The following is an 18177-nucleotide window of genomic DNA, read 5'->3' as shown; positions in this document are numbered from 1 at the left end:
CCACGCAATGGAAAAACTGGTCGTCGTTGGTGCCGGCATGGCCTCTGGCCGCGCGCTGGAGCACATCTTCGAAGAAGCCCCTGGCCGGTTCGACATCACGCTTTTCGGCGCCGAGCCGCGAGGCAATTACAACCGCCTCATGCTCTCCCCCGTCCTGGGCGGCGAGAAGGAATACGAGCAGATCGTGACCCACGACACGGCCTGGTATGAAACCCACGGGATTCATACCAGGTTCGGCGAGACGGTCACGGCCATCGACCGCCAGCGCAAGGTGGTGGTCTCCAAGAATGGCGAAACCCCATACGACAAGCTGATCATCGCTACCGGTTCGGCCCCCTTCATCATTCCCCTGCCCGGCAAGGACCTGCCCGGCGTCATGGCCTTCCGCGACCTTGATGACGTCAACCGCATGGTCGAGGCGTCCCGGCGCCCCAATGCCAAGGCGGTGGTCATCGGTGGCGGCCTGCTTGGGCTTGAGGCCGCCGCGGCGCTCCGCCTGCGCGGCATGGAAGTGGTCGTGCTGCATCTGATGGGCCATGTCATGGATCGCCAGCTCGATCCGGCGGCCGGCTATCTGCTGCAACGCGACCTCGAAGCGCGCGGCATCAAGGTGCACTGCAAGGCCCAGACCAAGGCCATCCTCGGCCAGAACAGCGTCGAGGCCGTGGCCCTGGACGATGGCACCACCTATGGCGCCGATATCGTCATCATGGCCGCCGGCATCCGCCCGGAGACCCGCATCGCAACCGATGCCGGCATCCATGTCGAACGCGGTATCGTCGTCAACGACCAGATGGTCACCTCCGACCCCGACATTTTCGCGCTGGGCGAATGCGTCGAGCACGAAAAGATCGTCTATGGCCTCGTCGCCCCGCTCTACGATCAGGCCAAGGTTCTGGCCAAGACCCTGGCCAAGACCGACGCGGCCTTCCGCCCGGTACAGACCGCGACCCAGCTCAAGGTAACCGGCGTCTCGGTCTATTCGGCCGGCGATTTCGCCGATGCCGAGGATCGCGAGGAGATCGTGCTGCGCGACGCCACTTCGGGCGTTTACAAGCGCCTGGTGCTCAAGCAGGACAAGGTGATCGGCGCCGTACTCTACGGCGAAACCGGTGATGGCCCGTGGTTCTTCGACATGATCCGCAAGGGCACCGACACGCGCGAAATGCGCGACACCCTTATTTTTGGCCAGGCCTATCAGGGGGGTGCCCAACTGGACCCTATGGCGGCCGTTGCAGCCTTGCCGGATGATGCAGAAATCTGTGGCTGCAACGGCGTCTGCAAGGGAGCGATCACCGGCGCGATCGTCTCCAAAGGCCTGACCGATCTTGATGGTGTGCGCGCTCACACCAAGGCCTCGGCCTCCTGCGGCTCCTGCACGCATCTGGTCGAAAAGCTCATGGGGATCACCCTGGGCGACAGCTACAATCCGGCTGCCGTCAAACCCATGTGCCCCTGCACCGAATACAGCCATGGCGACGTGCGCCGGCTGATCGTCGCCAAGGGCCTCAAGTCCATCCCCGAAGTGATGCAGGAGCTTGAGTGGAAGACCTCCTGCGGCTGCGCCAAGTGCCGCCCGGCGCTGAACTATTACCTCGTCGCCGATTGGCCCGGCGAATACGAGGATGACGGCCAGTCGCGCTTCATCAACGAGCGTGTCCACGCCAATATCCAGAAGGACGGCACCTATTCGGTCGTGCCGCGCATGTGGGGTGGCATCACCAATCCCAAGGAATTGCGCGCCATTGCCGATGTGGCCGACAAGTTTGCCATCCCCACGGTCAAGGTCACGGGCGGCCAGCGCATCGACCTGCTCGGCGTCAAAAAGGAAGACCTTCCCGGCGTCTGGGCTGATCTCAACGCCGCCGGCATGGTTTCGGGCGCCGCCTATGCCAAGGGGCTGCGCACGGTCAAGACCTGCGTCGGCTCCGACTGGTGCCGTTTCGGCACCCAGGATTCGACGGGCCTGGGCGTGCGCATCGAAAAGTTCATGTGGGGCGCCTGGACCCCGGCCAAGCTCAAGCTGGCCGTCTCGGGTTGTCCGCGTAACTGCGCCGAGGCCACCTGCAAGGATATCGGCGTGATCTGCGTGGATTCGGGCTACGACATCCACTTCGCCGGTGCCGCCGGTCTCGACATCAAGGGCACCGAACTGCTCTGCCATGCCGATAGCGAAGACGAAGCCCTCGAGATCATCGTGGCGCTGACCCAGCTCTATCGCGAGCAGGGGCATTATCTCGAACGCATCTACAAATGGGCCAAGCGCGTCGGCAATGACAGCATCAAGGCCGCCGTGGTCGATGACCTGGCCAAGCGCCGTCAGTACTACGACCGCTTCGTCTATTCCCAGCAGTTCGCCCAGGTCGATCCCTGGGAAGAGCGCGTCAACGGCAAGGACGCCCACGAATTCGCCGCCATGGCCGAATTCGGGCTTCCGGTGGCAGCGGAGTGAGTGTCATGACCGAATGGATCCAGCTCGGCAATCTTACTGCCATTCCCGTTCGCGGCGCCCGTTGCGTCAATACGCCCTCGGGCAAGATCGCCGTGTTCCGTACCGCCGAAAACCAGGTCTATGCCCTCGACAACCGCTGCCCCCACAAGGGCGGCCCGCTGGTCGAAGGCATTGTGCATGGTGCCTCGGTGACCTGCCCGCTGCACAATTGGGTGTTCGACCTCGAAACCGGCCTGGCCCAGGGCGCCGACGAAGGCGCCGTCCGAACCTATCCGGTCAAGGTCGAGGACGGTGTCATCTTCATCGCACCAGACGTGCTGATGGCCATGGCGGCGGAATGACTCAAGCGACAAACCCCTCACCCGTCTCGACCTGCGGTCGATCCACCCTCTCCCTCAAGGGGAGAGGGGAACCGCGCGGGCCGGTCATGCACCGCGCCACCCTTCTCCCCTTGAGGGAGAAGGTGCCCGCAGGGCGGATGAGGGGTCTCTTTCCAGGAGCTCGCCCATGACCACAACCCGCACCACCTGCCCCTATTGCGGCGTCGGTTGCGGCGTACTGGCGACGCCCCAGCCCGATGGCTCGGTGACGATCGCCGGCGATCCGGACCACCCGGCCAATTTCGGGCGCCTGTGCTCCAAAGGTTCGGCTTTGGGCGAAACCCTCGCCATGGACGGCCGCCTGCTCCATCCGGAAATCGACGGTGAGCGCGCCAGCTGGGACGACGCCCTCGATCTCGTCGCTGCCCGCTTCAAGGCCGCCATCGCCGAACACGGCCCCCAATCGGTCGCCATCTATGGCTCGGGCCAGTTGCTGACCGAAGACTACTATGTCGCCAACAAGCTGATGAAGGGCTTTGTCGGCTCGGCCAATATCGACACCAATTCGCGCCTCTGCATGGCCTCCTCGGTCGCCGGTCACAAGCGCGCCTTCGGCTCCGATACCGTGCCGGGCAATTACGAAGACCTCGAACAGGCGGACCTGATCGTCCTTGTCGGCTCCAATCTGGGCTGGTGCCATCCGGTGCTCTATCAGCGCATCGTGGCCGCCCGCGCCGCCCGGCCGGACATGCGCGTCGTGCTGATCGATCCGCGCCGCACCGTCACCAATGACATTGCCGAACTGCACCTGCCCATTGCACCTGATGGCGACACCGCGCTCTTTGTCGGCCTTCTGGCCCATCTCGATCATCTGGGCGTCACCGACAGCGACTACATCTCCGCCTATACCAGCGGTTTCGAGGCGGCCCTGCTGACGGCGGAAGACTGGGACATTGCCCGCGTCGCCGAGGCCACCGGCCTCGCGCCCAATGCCATTGCCCGCTTCTACGATCTGTTCGCGCGCACCAAAAAGGTCGTCACCGTCTATTCCCAGGGCGTCAATCAGTCGGCTTCGGGCACCGACAAGGTCAATGCCATCATCAATTGCCATCTGGCCACCGGCCGCATCGGCCAACCCGGCATGGGGCCGTTCTCGGTCACCGGCCAGCCCAATGCCATGGGCGGCCGCGAGGTCGGCGGGCTCGCCAATATGCTGGCGGCCCACATGGATTTCACCCCCGAAGCCATAGATCGCGTCTCCCGCTTCTGGGGCAGCGACAGGGTCGCCACCGCGCCGGGCCTCAAGGCCGTCGATCTCTTCGCCGCCATGGCGCGGGGCGAGATCAAGGCCGTCTGGATCATGGCCACCAATCCGGTGGATTCCATGCCCGAGGCCGATGGCGTGCGCGCCGCCCTCAAGGCCTGCCCCTTCGTCGTCGTCTCCGACATGAACCGGCACACCGACACGATGGAGCTGGCTCATGTCCGCCTGCCGGCCGCCGGGTGGGGCGAAAAGGACGGCACGGTGACCAATTCTGAGCGCCGCATTTCCCGTCAGCGCCCCTTCCTGCCGCTTCCCGGCGAGGTGCGTCCGGATTGGTGGATCATCAAGGAAGTGGCGCGCCGCCTCGGCCATGGACAGGCCTTTTCCTATTTCGGCCCCGGCCAGATCTTTGCCGAGCACGTCGCCCTTTCCGCCTTCGAGAATGAAGGCCAGCGCGATTTCGATCTCACCGGCCTTGCCGGCGCCGACTACGACGCCATGGCCCCGGTGCAATGGCCGATCCGGACCAGGGCGCGGTCCCGCATGTTCGGCGATGGCCGCTATTTCACCCCCGATGGCAAGGCACGCTTCCTGCCCATCCAGCCACCGCCGCCCTTCGCCCCCGCTCCCGGCTCGTTCCTGCTCAATACCGGGCGCGTCCGCGACCACTGGCACACCATGACGCGCACCGGCAAAGCCGCGCGGCTGTCCGCGCACCTGGCCGAGCCGTTTGTCGAAATCCACCCGGCCGATGCCGAGGCTCTCAACATCCGCCGGGCCAGCCTCGTGCGCCTCTACAATGGTCATGGCTCGGCCACCGTGCGGGCCCTGGTCACCGACCGCCAGCGGCGCGGCCAGCTTTTCGTGCCCATGCACTGGACCGACCAGTTCGCCTCCAATGGCCGCGTCGATGCCCTGGTCAGCGCCAAGACCGATCCGGTTTCGGGCCAGCCGGCGCTCAAGATGGCCAAGGTTCATGCCGAACCTGCCGAGATGCGTCTGCATGGTTTCTTCGTCGCCGCCGGCCGGCCAAGCCTCTCCACCGACTACTGGGCCATTGCCCCGGCGAACAATGGCTGGCGCGGCGAACTCGGCTTTGCCCGCGAGCCGGACGATTGGGCGAAATTCCTCGCCACCACCTTCGGCACCGGCGCCGCCTTCCAGTCCATCCGCGACGAGCGCAACGGGCGGCGGGCCTTTGCTCTGGTGGAAGATGGCCGTCTCATCGCCGCCCTCTATACCGCGCCGGATCCGGTCCTGGTCTCCCGCCAATGGGCCGTGAGCCTGCTTGAGGCGAGCGACGTGTCGGTCTCCCGTGTCCTGGCCGGCCGCCCCGGCGCCGATACCCCCGATGCCGGGGCCATCGTCTGTTCCTGCATGGGCGTGGGCATCAACACCATTGTCGATGCCGTCGCCCGCCGGGGCTGCTCAAGCGTCGAAGCCGTTGGCGCGCTCACCCGCGCCGGCACCAATTGCGGCTCCTGCCGCGCTGAAATCCGGAGCATTGTCGATGCACACCGTCTCGCCGCCGCCGAGTAACCAGCGTATCGCCCCCCTGGCCGTGCTGCCGGTCTTCTTCGATCTCCATGGCAAGCGCGCCGTCGTCATCGGCGGTGGCGAACCCGCCGCCTGGAAAATCGAACTCCTCGCCGCGGCGGGAGCGCAGGTGGAGGTGTTTGCGGAGGAGATTTGCGAGGAGCTTCAAAGCCTCCTGAATTGCACCCCTCATCCGCCCTCCGGGCACCCCCGTTCGAGCCGGGGGCAGGCTCTTCTCCCGCAAGGGGAGAAGGGAAGTCAGCGTCTCCCGGAACACCGGACGCCCCCTCTCCCCTTGTGGGAGAGGGTGGATCGGCCGCAGGCCGAGACGGGTGAGGGGTATGCTTCAACCGGCATCACCCTCCACCGCCGCCCCTGGACCCCCATCGACCTCGCCGGCGCCGCCCTCGCCATTGCCGATCTCGAAGACGACGCCGAAGCCCATGCCTTCGTCGCTGCCGCCAGGGCCGCCGCGGTGCCCTACAATGTCATCGACCGCCCCGAATTCTGCCAGTTCCAGTTCGGTGCCATCGTCAACCGTTCCCCGGTTGTCGTCGGCATTTCAACCGCGGGAGCCGCTCCGATCCTGGGTCAGGCGGTGCGCCGCCGCATCGAGACACTGCTGCCGTTGACCCTGAGCCTTTGGGCGCAGTTGGCCGACCGCATCCGCAGCACCGTCATGGACAGCCTAGCCGCCGGTCCGCAACGCCGTGCCTTCTGGGAGCGGCTGGCCGACAAGGCTTTTGGCGACCGCGCACCCGATGCCGGCGACGAAGTCCTGACCGATGCCAAGGCCGCCACCGCCGGCCGCGTCACCCTGGTCGGCGCCGGGCCCGGCGAGGCGGACCTGCTCACCATTAAGGCCGTGCGCGCCCTCCAATCGGCCGATGTGATCCTGTTCGATGATCTCGTCTCCGCCGAAGTGCTCGAACTGGCGCGGCGCGAGGCCAAGCGGATGCTGGTGGGCAAGCGCGCCCAGCGCGACAGCTGCGCGCAGGATGACATCAATCAGCTGATGCTGACCCTCGCCCGGCAGGGCAAGCATGTCGTCCGCCTCAAGTCGGGCGATCCGATGATCTTCGGCCGGGCGGGCGAAGAAATCGACATGCTCGAAACCCACGGCATCCCCGTCACCGTCGTCCCCGGCATCTCCGCGGGCCTCGCCCTCGCCAGCCGCCTCGGCGTCTCGCTCACCCATCGCGATCACGCCCAGTCGGTGCGCTTCGTCACCGGCCATTCGCGCAAGGGCGTGCTGCCCACCACGCTCAACTGGGCCGCCCTGGCCGATCCGGCCACCACATCGGTCTATTACATGTCCCGCCGCACCCTGCCCGGCATTGTCGCCGAACTGACCGCCAAGGGCCTGAGCCCCTCCACCCCCGCCATCATCGCCGGCAGCCTCGGCCGCACCGATGAACAGATCTGGCGCGGCACCATCAGCGAAGCGATCGCAGCCGTCGAAGCCTTCCCGCTCTCGGCCCCGACCATCTTTGCGGTGGGGGATGCTCTGGCCGTGCGGGTGCGCTCGCACCTCGAACAACCGCTCCCAAGCGCTGCCACTGCCTGACGCCCTGGCGCTGTTGGGCGTCAGGCAGGTTGAGTTCACAATCTCTGATGCCAGAGTTTTCGCGAGTGTCATCCCCGCGAAAGCGGGGATCTCCGTTTTCTCGCAACAGAGGTTCCCGCTTTCGCGGGAATGACCCGGTGATAAACGGAGAAACTTCCGTCACCGTGGTCGTAGATGTTGTCAATTCGGCCAAAATGCAGCCAAGTATACCGGCCCCACCCTCCCCCTTTGAGGGGAGGGTAGCGGCGCTTGGCCGCCAGGCCTAGCAGAGCTAGGGAGGGGGTATTCTGCTTCAATCTATGGAGCAGAACGGTCTTGCCTTCGCTCAGCAATGCAGAAGGGGGGCTCTACCCCTCACTTCATCCAGAACACCGGCAGCAGGTCCACCGAGATCGGCTCGTTCCTGTCATTGGTGGCCATGATGTCGGCCATATGCGCCCACCAGCGCTGCATGACCTCGGTGCCCGGCAGATCGGCCATGGTGTGATCCACCCGCCGCCACAGCACGCCGAACAGAACATTGGTTTCCTCGTCGAGATGGATGGAATAGTCCTTCACGCCCGCGGCGTGCAATAGCTCGACCAGTTCGGGGAAGATCGCATCGTGGCGGCGCTTGTATTCCTCGGCCATGCCGGGATTGAGCATCATCTTGAAGGCGTGCTTTTCGTAGTTCCCGTCCACGATCATGCCCGTTTCTCCTTCCACATCCGCCACAGGATCGGCAGCGCGATCACCACGATCAGGAGGCTCCCGGTAAAAATGCTCATGACGATGCCGGGCACGTTGAGCAGGCCGAGTCCGAAGGTCACGAGCCCGATGATCACCGCTGCCAGCACCACGCCCAGGATCGAGCCGGCCCCGCCCAGGATCGACACGCCTCCCAGCACCACCATGGTGATGACATCGAGTTCGAACCCCTGCGCGATCGAGGGCCGCGTCGAGCCGAGCCGCGCGGTGAGCAAGACCGCGGCGATGCCGCTCATCAGTCCGGTCAGGCAGAACAGCACAAACTTGATGCGGTCCACCCGCACCCCGGAGAACTGCGCGGCGGTGGCATTATTGCCGATGGCAAAGACCCGGCGGCCGAAATTGGTGCGGTGCAGCAGCACATAGAAGATCGCCGCCGCCACCAGGAACAGCACCAGCTCGAACGAGATCACCCACCAGACATAGCCCTGCCCGAACCACGAAAAATCCTTGGGATAGCCCTTGTAGCTCTGGTCCCCCAGAATGATGAAGGCCACCCCCCGAAAGAGGCTCATCGTGCCGATGGTGACGACAATCGACGGCAGTTTGAGCCCTGTCACCAGAAAGCCGTTGAAGGCGCCGCAGAGGATGCCCACCCCGACACCCACCGCCACCAGCGTCGGCGTATCGGCTCCATATTGCAGTGCCAGCCCCATCAGGGTCGAAGCCAGCGCGATGATCGAGGCCACCGACAGGTCGATTTCCCCGGAAATGATCACCAGCGCCATGGCCAGCGCGATCAGCGCCTTTTCGGTGAAATTGAAGGTGAGATCGGACAGGCTCCAGGCATTGAGGAAATAGGGCGAGGCAAAGCTGTTGGCGATGAAAATCGCCAATGCCACCAGCACCAGCAGGCTCTCCCAGCTCATCAGCGTAGACTTTAGCGGATTGTCGAGCCGGTCCGGCAAACGCCGGCCAAGGGATGTATCGGTCATGATTGAATATCCGTGAGCCACAGACTCACCTCGCCCCTCAGGGGAGAGGTCGGCGCGTCAGCGCCGGGTGAGGGGTGCGATGCCTCGGCGTAGTCCGAAGCGCGAGAGGACGACAGCGCCAATGTTCTCATCACGCCACACCCTCCGCCTTCTTGAGAATAATCCGCCCCTTGCTGCGCTCGCCGCGGGCATTCAGCACGACCGCAAGCAGGATCGCGGCGCCGGAAATGGCCATCTGCCAGAAGGGCGAGACGCCGATCACCGGCAGGGCATTGTTGACGACGCCCAGGAACAGCGCCCCCAGCAGCGCGCCGCCCACCGTGCCGATGCCCCCGGCAATCGAGACACCGCCGATGACGCAGGCCGCCACGATGGTCAGCTCATAGCCGCTGGCCACCTCGACCGAAGCGATCACGTAGCGCGAGATCCACAGGTAACCCGCCAGCCCCGAAATGGCGCCGGAGAGCACGAAGGCGACAAATTTGGTGCGGCCGACATCGATGCCGGTATAGACCGCCGCCACCGGATTGACGCCGATGGCATAAAAAGCCCGGCCCTGCGGGGTGCGGGTCATCAACAGATAAACCAGCCCTGCCACGACGATGGCGAACCACGACAGGATCGGCAGGCCCAGGAAGCTGCCGCGCTGCAACTGGATGAATTCGACGCTCATCTGCGCCGCATTGACCCAGGCTCCGCCGGAAATCACGAAGACCAGGCCCCGATAGATGGTCAGCGTACCCAGCGTCACCACGATGGGCGGAATATCGAGCTTCCACACGAGGATGCCGTTAAAGGCCCCCAGCGCCGCTCCAACCACAACGCAGCCGGCGATCAGCAGCGGCACGGGCACGCCCGGAAAGGCGGCATTGACCATGGCCACGATCATGCCGGTCAGCGCCAGGTTCGAGGCCATGGAAAGGTCGATGGACCGGGTCAGGATCACCGCCATCTGCCCCAGCGCCAGCATCATCAGGATGGAGGTGTCGTTGAAAATTGTCAGCAGGTTGGACGGCTGCGAGAAGCGCGGAAAGCGCAGGGTCACGAGAATGATCAGAGCGACGATGGCCAGCGCCAGCCAAAATTCGCGGGATTTGAACAGCCGGTTCATGCTGCCTGCTCCTCGGCAATACCGGCCGCAAGCCGCACCAGGGTTTCGGGTTTGAGATCGGCATTGTCGAGCGTGTCGACCACCAGGCCCTCGCGCATCACCACCACCCGGTCGCTCATGCCCAGCACCTCGGGCAGTTCGGAGGACACCATGATAACGCTGAGGCCCTGCGCCACCAGCTCGGCCATGAATTCATGCACGGCGGCCTTGGAGCCGATGTCGATGCCCTTGGTCGGTTCATCGAGAATGATCACCTTGGGGAGCGTGGCCAGCCATTTGGCGATCACCACCTTCTGCTGGTTGCCGCCCGACAGGGTCGAGACATTCTGACTGAGCGAGGAGGCCCGCAGGTCGAGCCGTTCGGTATAGGTCCGCGCCAGCTTGAATTCCTCGGCCATGCGCAGAAAGCCGCTGCGGCTGGTCTTGCCGAGGCTGGGCAGCGACACGTTCTTGAAGATCGGTTCGCCCGTGATGACACCCTGCTTGCCGCGTTCCTCGGGCACATAGACAATGCCCGCCGCCACCGCGTCGGCCGGGGATCTGGGTGTGATGGCCTGCCCGTCGAGCACCATGGTGCCACCCGAGGTGGCGGTCATGCCGAACACGGCCTGCATCACCTCCGAGCGACCCGCGCCCACCAGCCCATAGAACCCGACGATCTCGCCCTTGCGCACCGAGAAGGACACATTCTCGAATTCGGTGGGGTGGCTGAGCCCTGTGACCTCGAGCATGGTTTCGCCGATTGCGGCCTCGCGCGCCGGGAAAATCTGGTCCACCGAACGCCCCACCATCATACGGACGATTTCGGATTGCGGGGTATCCTTGATCAGGCCCTTGCCCACCATTTCGCCGTCGCGGAACACGGTGTAGCGGTCGGCGATACGGTAGATTTCGTCGAATTTGTGCGAGATGAACAAAATGGCCTTGCCGTCCTGCTTCAGGAGGTCGACCAGCACATAGAGCTCCTCGATTTCCTTCTGGCTGAGCGCCGCAGTCGGCTCGTCCATGATCACGACGGCCGCATCGACGCTGAGCGCCCGCGCCACCGCCACCAGGTGCTTTTTGGCAATACCCAGTTCCTTGAGCGGCATGGCGGCGTCGACGCCGGCGGCCATGGAATCCAGCGTCTTCTGGGCCTCCACGCGCATCCTGGCCCAGTCGATCAGCCCCAGCCGGTTGCGCGGCGCATGGCCGAGATAGATGTTTTCGGCGACGCTCAACTCGTCAAACAGCACGGTTTCCTGGTGAATGGCGGTAATGCCGGCCTCGGATGCAGAAATGGCCGTCGGCAGGCTCACGAGCTGCCCCTTGACGCGGATTTCCCCTTCATCGGGCTGGTAGATGCCGGTCATGGTCTTGACCAGGGTCGACTTGCCCGCACCATTTTCCCCGATCAGCGCCGTCACCTGGCCAGGATAAAGCTCCAGAGCCACCTGATGCAGCGCCCGCACGCCGGGAAAGCTCTTCGATATGCCGGTGAGGGTGAGGATGGGGTCTGTCATGGAGTGGAATGCGCTTCTTTCGCCAGTTCATTCCATTTCCACCGGGTCATTCCCGCGAAAGCGGGAATCCCTGTTCACTAGGAAACGGAGATCCCCGCTTTCGCGGGGATGACATTGAATTTGGAAAGGGTCCGGCTCACCGCCGGACCCGATTGGATCAATAGATCTTGGAGAACTCTTCGATGTTGGACGCATCGAACTGGAACGGGGCAGCCATGGCGGCCGCATTGGTGTCGTCCAGGGTCACTTCGCCCACCTTGCCGATCGAGAAGGTTGCGCCGGGCGCGGCTTCCTCGCCGTCAACCAGCGCCTTGGCCAGGTAAACGGCCGAATAGCCCAGGTCGATCGGGTTCCACAGCGCCACCGCCTGGCTCGCACCATTGTCGATGAACTGCTTGAACTCGGACGGCAGGGCGAGACCGGTGACGTTGATCTGGCCGATCAGGTTCTGGTCGGTGACCACCTGGGCGGCGGCAACTACGCCGACCGTGGTCGGAGCGATGATGGCCTTGAGGTCCGGATAGGCTGCGATCAGGCCGCGTGCTTCTTCGGTCGACTTGACCGAGTCGTCATCGCCATAGACCACCGAGACCAGGTTGATGTTCGGGAATTTTTCCGGAATGGCGGACTTGGCGGCTTCGATCCAGGCATTCTGGTTGGTCGCGGTCGAGGCGGCCGAGAGGATGGCGACGTCGCCGCCCTCGGGCAGGTAGTCGGCCGCCAGCTTGATGATGGTTTCACCGATCAGGCCGATATCGGACGGATTGAGGTGGATCTGGCGGCCTTCGGGGGCAACGCCGGAGTCGAAGGAAATGACCTTGATGCCGCGTTCCATGGCGCGCTGCAGGGCCGGCACCAGGGCGTCGGGATCATTGGCCGAAATGGCAATGGCGTCGACCTGCTGGGCGATCAGCGAGTTGACGACTTCGATCTGCGCCTCGGCGGTGGCCGAGGTCGGGCCGGTATAGATCACCTCGACATCGCCCAGTTCGGCGGCAGCTTCCTGGGCGCCCTTGTTGGCGGCGTCGAAGAAGCCGTTGCCCAGCGATTTGACGACCAGCGCGATGCGGGTCTGGGCCATGGCCGGGGTGGCGAGGAGAACGGCAGCAGTTGCCGTGGCAGCAAGCAGTTTCCAGAGTTTCATTTGGTCCCTCCCAGGGGGTTAGCTCTTGGTTTTTTAGTCCGCTCAGGCGGCGGTCGTTTCCGCCTGAGTATGCGCGTCCGCCACGACGAGCCTGACGCCGGCTGTTTCCAGCATCTGGCGGTCTTCGTCGCGGATACCGCTGTCTGTGACGACGGCGGCAATTCGGTCGAGCCCGCACAATATGAGGCTCGAGCGTCCCGAAAATTTCGAGCTGTCGGCAAGCACGATCAATTCGTCGGCCTGCCCGATCAGCGCCAGCTCCGACTGCACCACCATGGGGTCGGCCTCCATCAGGCCATGGGCGCCAATGCCCTGGCAGCCGATGAACATGCGCTTGGCGTAAAAATGGCTCGCCACCACGCCGCCAAAGGGCGACAGGATGACGTTCTGCTCGCGATAGACGGTGCCCCCGGGGATCACCACCGAGTTGCGCGAGTTGTGGATGAGGAACTCAGCGATGGCGAAGCTGTTGGTGAACACGCTCAGCCGCTTTCCCGTCAGGTGGTGCACCATCTGGTAGGTGGTGGTGCCGCCATTGATGATGATCGGCTCGCCGTCATTGCACATCTCGGCGGCGGCGCGCGCGATTGCGCGCTTTTGCGTCATGTTGATCGTTTCGTTGACGGAAAACGGCCGGCCCATCAGCCCGCCCTGCGCGGGCGGGTTGATCGCCTCGGCGCCGCCGCGCACCCGGCGCAGCCGCCCCTGCTCGTCCAGTGCCGCAATATCGCGGCGAATAGTGGCTTCCGACGATCCAGTCACCTCGCAAAGCTCGGCCACAGTCACCACGGGGTGTGACTGTGCGGCGGCGAGAATGACGCGGTGGCGTTCGGTTTCGTGCAAAGCTGATACTCCCTGAGCGCATTTGCTTCCATCAATTCCGGGCAGAGTCAATCATCATTCGGCAAATTTCTGTCATGATCGCGCAAATATGACGAAACATGATTGTTTCTGATTGACAGTGTCGACCGTTCTATGCGCATGTCCGGCCCAGCTTAAGGCCTGAGGAGCACGCGCCCTCCAACCCACGATGTCACCCCGGCGAAGGCCGGGGTCCATGTTCAGCACGTCGCGCATGGATTCCGGCCTTCGCCGGAATGACTCCCCGGTCGGAACAGCACGGTGCCCCAACAGGCACAACGGAACAACTTGGAGGAATCCGATGTCCACCGCGCCCAAGCGCCTTGAAAACAAGTGGGATGATGCCAAGGCGGCGTCGATGAGCGAGCCGGAACGTCTCGTCTATCGCTCCAACCTGCTCGGCTCGGACAAGCGCGTCACCAATTATGGCGGCGGCAATACCTCGTCCAAGATCATGCAGAAGGATCCCCTGACCGGGCAGGAGGTCGAAGTCCTCTGGGTCAAGGGTTCGGGCGGCGACAATGCTTCGATCAAGCTCGATGGCTTTGCCACGCTCTACATGGACAAGCTCAGGGCTCTGAAGGGGCTCTATCGCGGCGTCGAATTCGAAGACGAGATGGTGGGCTATCTCCCGCACGCCACCTTCAATCTCAACCCGCGCGCCTCCTCCATCGATACCCCGCTCCACGCCTATGTGAACCGGCCCTTTGTCGATCACATGCATCCCGATGCCATCATCGCCATTGCCGCCAGCAAGAACTCCAAAGAACTGACGCAGCAGATTTTCGGCGACACCATCGGCTGGCTGCCCTGGAAGAAGCCGGGCTTTGAACTCGGCCTGTGGCTGGAAAAGTTCTGCCTCGACAATCCCGATGCCAAGGGCGTGGTCCTTGAATCCCACGGCCTCTTCACCTGGGGCGACACGCCCAAGCAATGCTACGAGACCACCATCGCCATCATCAATCAGGCGATCGAGTGGTTCGAGACGCAAACAGTGGGCAAGACCATTTTCGGCGGCGCGGCCGTACAGTCGCTCGACGCCGATGCCCGCCGCGCCGTCGCTGCCCGCCTGATGCCGCGCATTCGCGGCTTCATCTCCGAAGACAGCCACAAGCTCGGTCACTTCGACGACTCTCCGGCCGTCCTCGAATTCGTCAATTCCAACAATCTGCGTCCGCTGGCAGCTCTGGGCACCTCCTGCCCCGACCATTTCCTGCGCACCAAAATCAGGCCGCTGGTTGTCGCCTTCGATCCGGCCAATCCCGATGTCGAAGCCGTCATCGCCGGCCTCGATAGTCAGATCGCCGACTATCGCGCCGACTACGCCGCCTATTACGAGCGCTGCAAGCACGACAATTCTCCGGCCATCCGCGATCCGAACGCCGTCGTTTATCTGATCCCGGGCGTCGGCATGATCACCTTCGCCAAGGACAAGGCCACCGCCCGCATTTCGGGTGAGTTCTATGTCAACGCCATCAATGTGATGCGCGGCGCCTCGACCGTTTCCGAGTATCAGGGCCTGCCCGAACAGGAAGCCTTCGACATCGAATACTGGCTCCTCGAAGAAGCCAAGCTCGCCCGTATGCCCAAGCCAAAGTCCCTCGCCGGCAAGATTGCCCTCGTCACCGGCGGCGCCGGCGGCATCGGCAAAGCCACCGCTGCGCGTCTCCTGCGCGAAGGCGCCTGCGTGGTCCTCGCCGATATCGACCAGACCGCGCTCGACAGCGCCACGGCCGAGCTCAGCGATGTCTTCGGTAAGGACTTCGTCCGCCCGGTCAACATCAACGTGACCCGGGAAGAACAGGTTCTCTCCGGTTTCGCCCATGCCGTGGTCGAGTTCGGCGGGCTCGACATCCTGGTCTCCAATGCTGGCCTCGCCTCATCGGCGCCGATCGAAGACACGTCGCTCGACCTCTGGAACAAGAACATGGACATCCTGTCCACGGGCTATTTCCTCGTCAGCCGCGAGGCCTTCCGCCTGTTCCGCGCCCAGAAGATCGGCGGCAATGTCGTCTTCGTCGCCTCCAAGAATGGCTTGGCCGCCTCCCCCAACGCTGCTGCCTATTGCACCGCCAAGGCGGCTGAAATTCACCTGGCCCGCTGCCTCGCCCTCGAAGGCGCCGAAGCCCAGATCCGCGTCAACGTCGTCAATCCGGACGCCGTCTTGCGCGGCTCGAAAATCTGGGCCGGCGAATGGCTCGAGCAGCGTGCCTCGACCTACAAGACCGACAAGGACGGCCTTGAAGAAATGTATCGCCAGCGCTCCATGCTCAAGCGCTCCGTCTTCCCCGAAGACATCGCCGAAGCCATCTACTTCTTCGCCTCGGAGGCCTCGGCCAAGTCCACGGGCAACATCATCAACGTCGACGCCGGCAACGCCCAGTCGTTCCCGCGGTAACATAGGGCAGAGCCCCCTCATCCGCCCTTCGGGCACCTTCTCCCACGAGGGGAGAAGGGGGCACGGAGAGTGTGACAAACTCGATCCTCCCTCGCCCCTTGTGGGAGAGGGTGGATCGGCCGAAGGCCGAGACGGGTGAGGGGTTCTTAGGGAGTCAAGCAATGACCGAACACATCATCGACCCATCAGTCGTCGAAGCCGAGAACGCCAGGGTCGCCGCCGACCTGCGCAATGATTATGAAAGCCTGGGCGAGCGCCTCGACCGGCGCGGCATTGCCATCGACGACATCAAGGCCAAGGTCGCCGCCTTTTCGGTCGCCGTCCCCTCCTGGGGTGTCGGCACCGGCGGCACGCGCTTTGCCCGTTTCCCCGGCAAGGGCGAGCCGCGCGACATCTTCGACAAGATCGAGGATTGCGCCGTCATCGCCCAGCTGACCCAGGCGACCAGGACCGTTTCACTCCATATTCCGTGGGACAAGGCCGATCCGAACCGGCTGAAGCAGGCTGCCAGCCGCTTCAATCTCGGCTTCGACGCCATGAACTCCAACACCTTCGCCGATGCCAAGGGTCAGTTGCAGTCCTACAAGTTCGGCTCGCTCTCCGCCGCCGGCAAGGCCACGCGCGACCAGGCTATCGAGCACAATCTCGAATGTATCGAGATCGGCAAGACCATCGGCTCCAAGGCCCTGACTGTCTGGATCGGCGACGGCTCCAACTTCCCGGGCCAGGTCAATTTCACCACCCAGTTCGAGCACTATCTCGACTCGGTGAAGTCCATCTACGCCGCCCTGCCCGACGACTGGCGCCTCTACACCGAACACAAGATGTACGAGCCGGCCTTCTACTCGACCGTCGTGCAGGATTGGGGCACCAACTACCTCATCGCCAAGGAACTGGGCGAGAAGGCATTCTGCCTGGTCGACCTCGGCCACCACGCGCCCAACGTCAATATCGAGATGATCGTCGCCCGCCTTGCCCAGTTCGGCAAACTGGGTGGCTTCCACTTCAATGACAGCAAATATGGCGACGACGATCTGGATGCCGGCTCGGTGGATCCGTACCGTCTGTTCCTCGTCTTCAACGAGCTGGTCGACGCGGAAAGCCGCTATGCCGATTTCCATCCGGCCCACATGCTCGACCAGAGCCATAATGTTACCGACCCCATCGAGTCGCTGATGCTCTCGGCAGCCGATGTGCAGCGGGCCTTTGCACAGGCTTTGCTGGTCGATCGCAAGTCACTCGCAGGCGCCCAAAATGCTAACGATGCGCTAGCGGCAACGCAGGAACTGCGAAAGGCTTTCCGCACCGATGTCGAGCCGATCCTTGCCCTGGCCCGCATGGAACAGGGTGGCGCCATCGACCCCTTGGCCGCCTATCGCGCCGCCGGCTACCGCGCCAAGGTCGCCGAAATCCGGCCCGAAATCGCCGCCGGTTCCAGCGGTATTGTTTGAGATTTCCGCGCACCTCCCCGCGCGGAATTTGCGAAGGCCCGGTTGAGCGATCACCGGGCCTTTTGCATCCAAACTGAACTCTCAACACACCCCTCATCCGGCGCTGCGCGCCACCTTCTCCCTCAAGGGGAGAAGGAGACCTGACTGAGATATCGGGGTTATCCCCTTCTCCCCTTGTGGGAGAAGGTGCCCGAAGGGCGGACGAGGGGTAAGCGCACGAGCTGTCGAGCTGCTAGGCCTTCACCAGCCCGCCGAAATAGTCCAGCGCATAGGCTTCCACGCCGCCGACGCTGATGGTTTCGCGCCCGCGGAACTGGGCTGGGATGCCTTCGCTGCGGTCGCGATAGACGCCATGCGGGCCCTGCCAGTCGAAACCGCCAAGAAAGCGTCCCTCGGCATACATCGCCGACAAAGCCGCCTTGATCGTCGCCCCCGCCCGCTCCCCGTCGATCAGGTCCGGGCGGGTGATATAGCCGTAATAGCTCATCGACCAGACCGGCTGGTTCCGGTGCCAGACCACTTCCTGACCCAGAAAGTCGGTGCCGCCGAAATAGCTGTCGAGATAGCGCCAGTCGCCGCTCTGCCAGCTCAGGTCATGCGCGCCCGTGCGGGACGCCGGCACCTTGTTCCCGCCCCCGACATAGGTAGCGGATTTGGCTTGGACGATGATGGAATTGAGTTCGTCGAGGGTCATGTGGGGCCTCTGGTTCGAGGCAGATATGGCCGGTCCTGATGACGGGTGGTGTCAGCAGGCCTTGAAGATGCGTGGCTCTCATCACCCCACCCTCGGTCCCTCCCCATCGAGGGGAGGGAGGCGCAAGCTGCTGGCACTGTGTCTCAGTCGTCTCCCTCCCCTTATGGGGAGGGATCAAGGGTGGGAGTGATGCTT

Annotated in this window: 13 protein-coding genes; 6 read left to right on the top strand and 7 right to left on the bottom strand. The window is 63.9% G+C overall.

Annotation, left to right across the window (positions count from 1 at the left end):
* Nucleotides 1-7: 7 nt before the first annotated feature.
* The 4 genes from nirB to cysG all read left to right on the top strand — a co-directional run bounded on the left by nirB (nucleotide 8) and on the right by cysG (nucleotide 7139).
* Complete coding sequence (gene nirB / locus KIT02_RS17420) at nucleotides 8-2452, top strand: nitrite reductase large subunit NirB (RefSeq protein WP_297580575.1); 2445 nt, start codon at nucleotides 8-10, stop codon at nucleotides 2450-2452.
* A gap of 5 nt (nucleotides 2453-2457) precedes the next feature.
* Entirely contained in the window at nucleotides 2458-2793 is a 336-nt protein-coding gene (gene nirD / locus KIT02_RS17415; protein ID WP_297580573.1) for a nitrite reductase small subunit NirD, read from the top strand.
* A 166-nt stretch (nucleotides 2794-2959) separates the two neighbouring features.
* The gene (locus KIT02_RS17410) at nucleotides 2960-5575 is read left to right on the top strand and encodes a nitrate reductase (RefSeq protein WP_297580568.1); all 2616 of its coding nucleotides are present in this window, start codon (nucleotides 2960-2962) and stop codon (nucleotides 5573-5575) included.
* The gene (gene cysG, locus KIT02_RS17405; RefSeq protein ID WP_297580566.1) at nucleotides 5547-7139 is read left to right on the top strand and encodes a siroheme synthase CysG; all 1593 of its coding nucleotides are present in this window, start codon (nucleotides 5547-5549) and stop codon (nucleotides 7137-7139) included. Before KIT02_RS17410 ends, cysG begins: the two co-directional genes overlap by 29 nt.
* Nucleotides 7140-7493: 354 nt before the next feature.
* On the opposite strand, the gene rhaM is transcribed toward cysG, so the two are convergent.
* From rhaM to KIT02_RS17375, 6 genes are all read right to left on the bottom strand, one after another.
* Complete coding sequence (gene rhaM / locus KIT02_RS17400) at nucleotides 7494-7826, bottom strand: L-rhamnose mutarotase (protein ID WP_297580564.1); 333 nt, start codon at nucleotides 7824-7826, stop codon at nucleotides 7494-7496.
* Entirely contained in the window at nucleotides 7823-8821 is a 999-nt protein-coding gene (locus tag KIT02_RS17395; protein WP_297580562.1) for an ABC transporter permease, read from the bottom strand. Before KIT02_RS17395 ends, rhaM begins: the two co-directional genes overlap by 4 nt.
* 130 nt (nucleotides 8822-8951) lie before the next feature.
* Nucleotides 8952-9932 (bottom strand): ABC transporter permease, encoded by a 981-nt coding sequence (locus KIT02_RS17390; protein WP_297580560.1) that lies wholly within the window; start codon nucleotides 9930-9932, stop codon nucleotides 8952-8954.
* Nucleotides 9929-11434: a sugar ABC transporter ATP-binding protein gene (locus KIT02_RS17385; protein WP_297580558.1), complete on the bottom strand. Its 1506-nt coding sequence runs from the start codon at nucleotides 11432-11434 to the stop codon at nucleotides 9929-9931. Before KIT02_RS17385 ends, KIT02_RS17390 begins: the two co-directional genes overlap by 4 nt.
* Before the next feature lie 157 nt (nucleotides 11435-11591).
* Nucleotides 11592-12578, bottom strand: coding sequence for a rhamnose ABC transporter substrate-binding protein (gene rhaS, locus KIT02_RS17380; RefSeq protein ID WP_297580556.1), 987 nt, complete (start codon nucleotides 12576-12578; stop codon nucleotides 11592-11594).
* A gap of 42 nt (nucleotides 12579-12620) precedes the next feature.
* Entirely contained in the window at nucleotides 12621-13421 is an 801-nt protein-coding gene (locus KIT02_RS17375) for a DeoR/GlpR family DNA-binding transcription regulator (RefSeq protein WP_297580554.1), read from the bottom strand.
* 319 nt (nucleotides 13422-13740) lie between these two features.
* Between KIT02_RS17375 and KIT02_RS17370 the strand changes: the two genes are divergently transcribed.
* A complete protein-coding gene (locus KIT02_RS17370; RefSeq protein ID WP_297580552.1) occupies nucleotides 13741-15837 on the top strand; it encodes a bifunctional rhamnulose-1-phosphate aldolase/short-chain dehydrogenase in 2097 nt (698 codons plus the stop codon).
* A 161-nt stretch (nucleotides 15838-15998) separates the two neighbouring features.
* Nucleotides 15999-17288 carry an L-rhamnose catabolism isomerase gene (gene rhaI, locus KIT02_RS17365; protein WP_297580550.1) on the top strand — a complete coding sequence of 430 codons (1290 nt, stop codon included), beginning with the start codon at nucleotides 15999-16001 and terminating at the stop codon, nucleotides 17286-17288.
* A gap of 232 nt (nucleotides 17289-17520) precedes the next feature.
* Here the strand turns inward: rhaI and KIT02_RS17360 are convergent, their stop codons facing one another.
* Nucleotides 17521-17982 carry a DUF5680 domain-containing protein gene (locus tag KIT02_RS17360; RefSeq protein WP_297580548.1) on the bottom strand — a complete coding sequence of 154 codons (462 nt, stop codon included), beginning with the start codon at nucleotides 17980-17982 and terminating at the stop codon, nucleotides 17521-17523.
* Nucleotides 17983-18177: the final 195 nt, after the last annotated feature.

It is taken from the genome of Devosia sp., assembly GCF_025809055.1.
Classification (GTDB): domain Bacteria; phylum Pseudomonadota; class Alphaproteobacteria; order Rhizobiales; family Devosiaceae; genus Devosia.
Note: the sequence above shows the minus strand (reverse complement) of the source record. Positions and strands in the feature narration are given on the sequence as shown.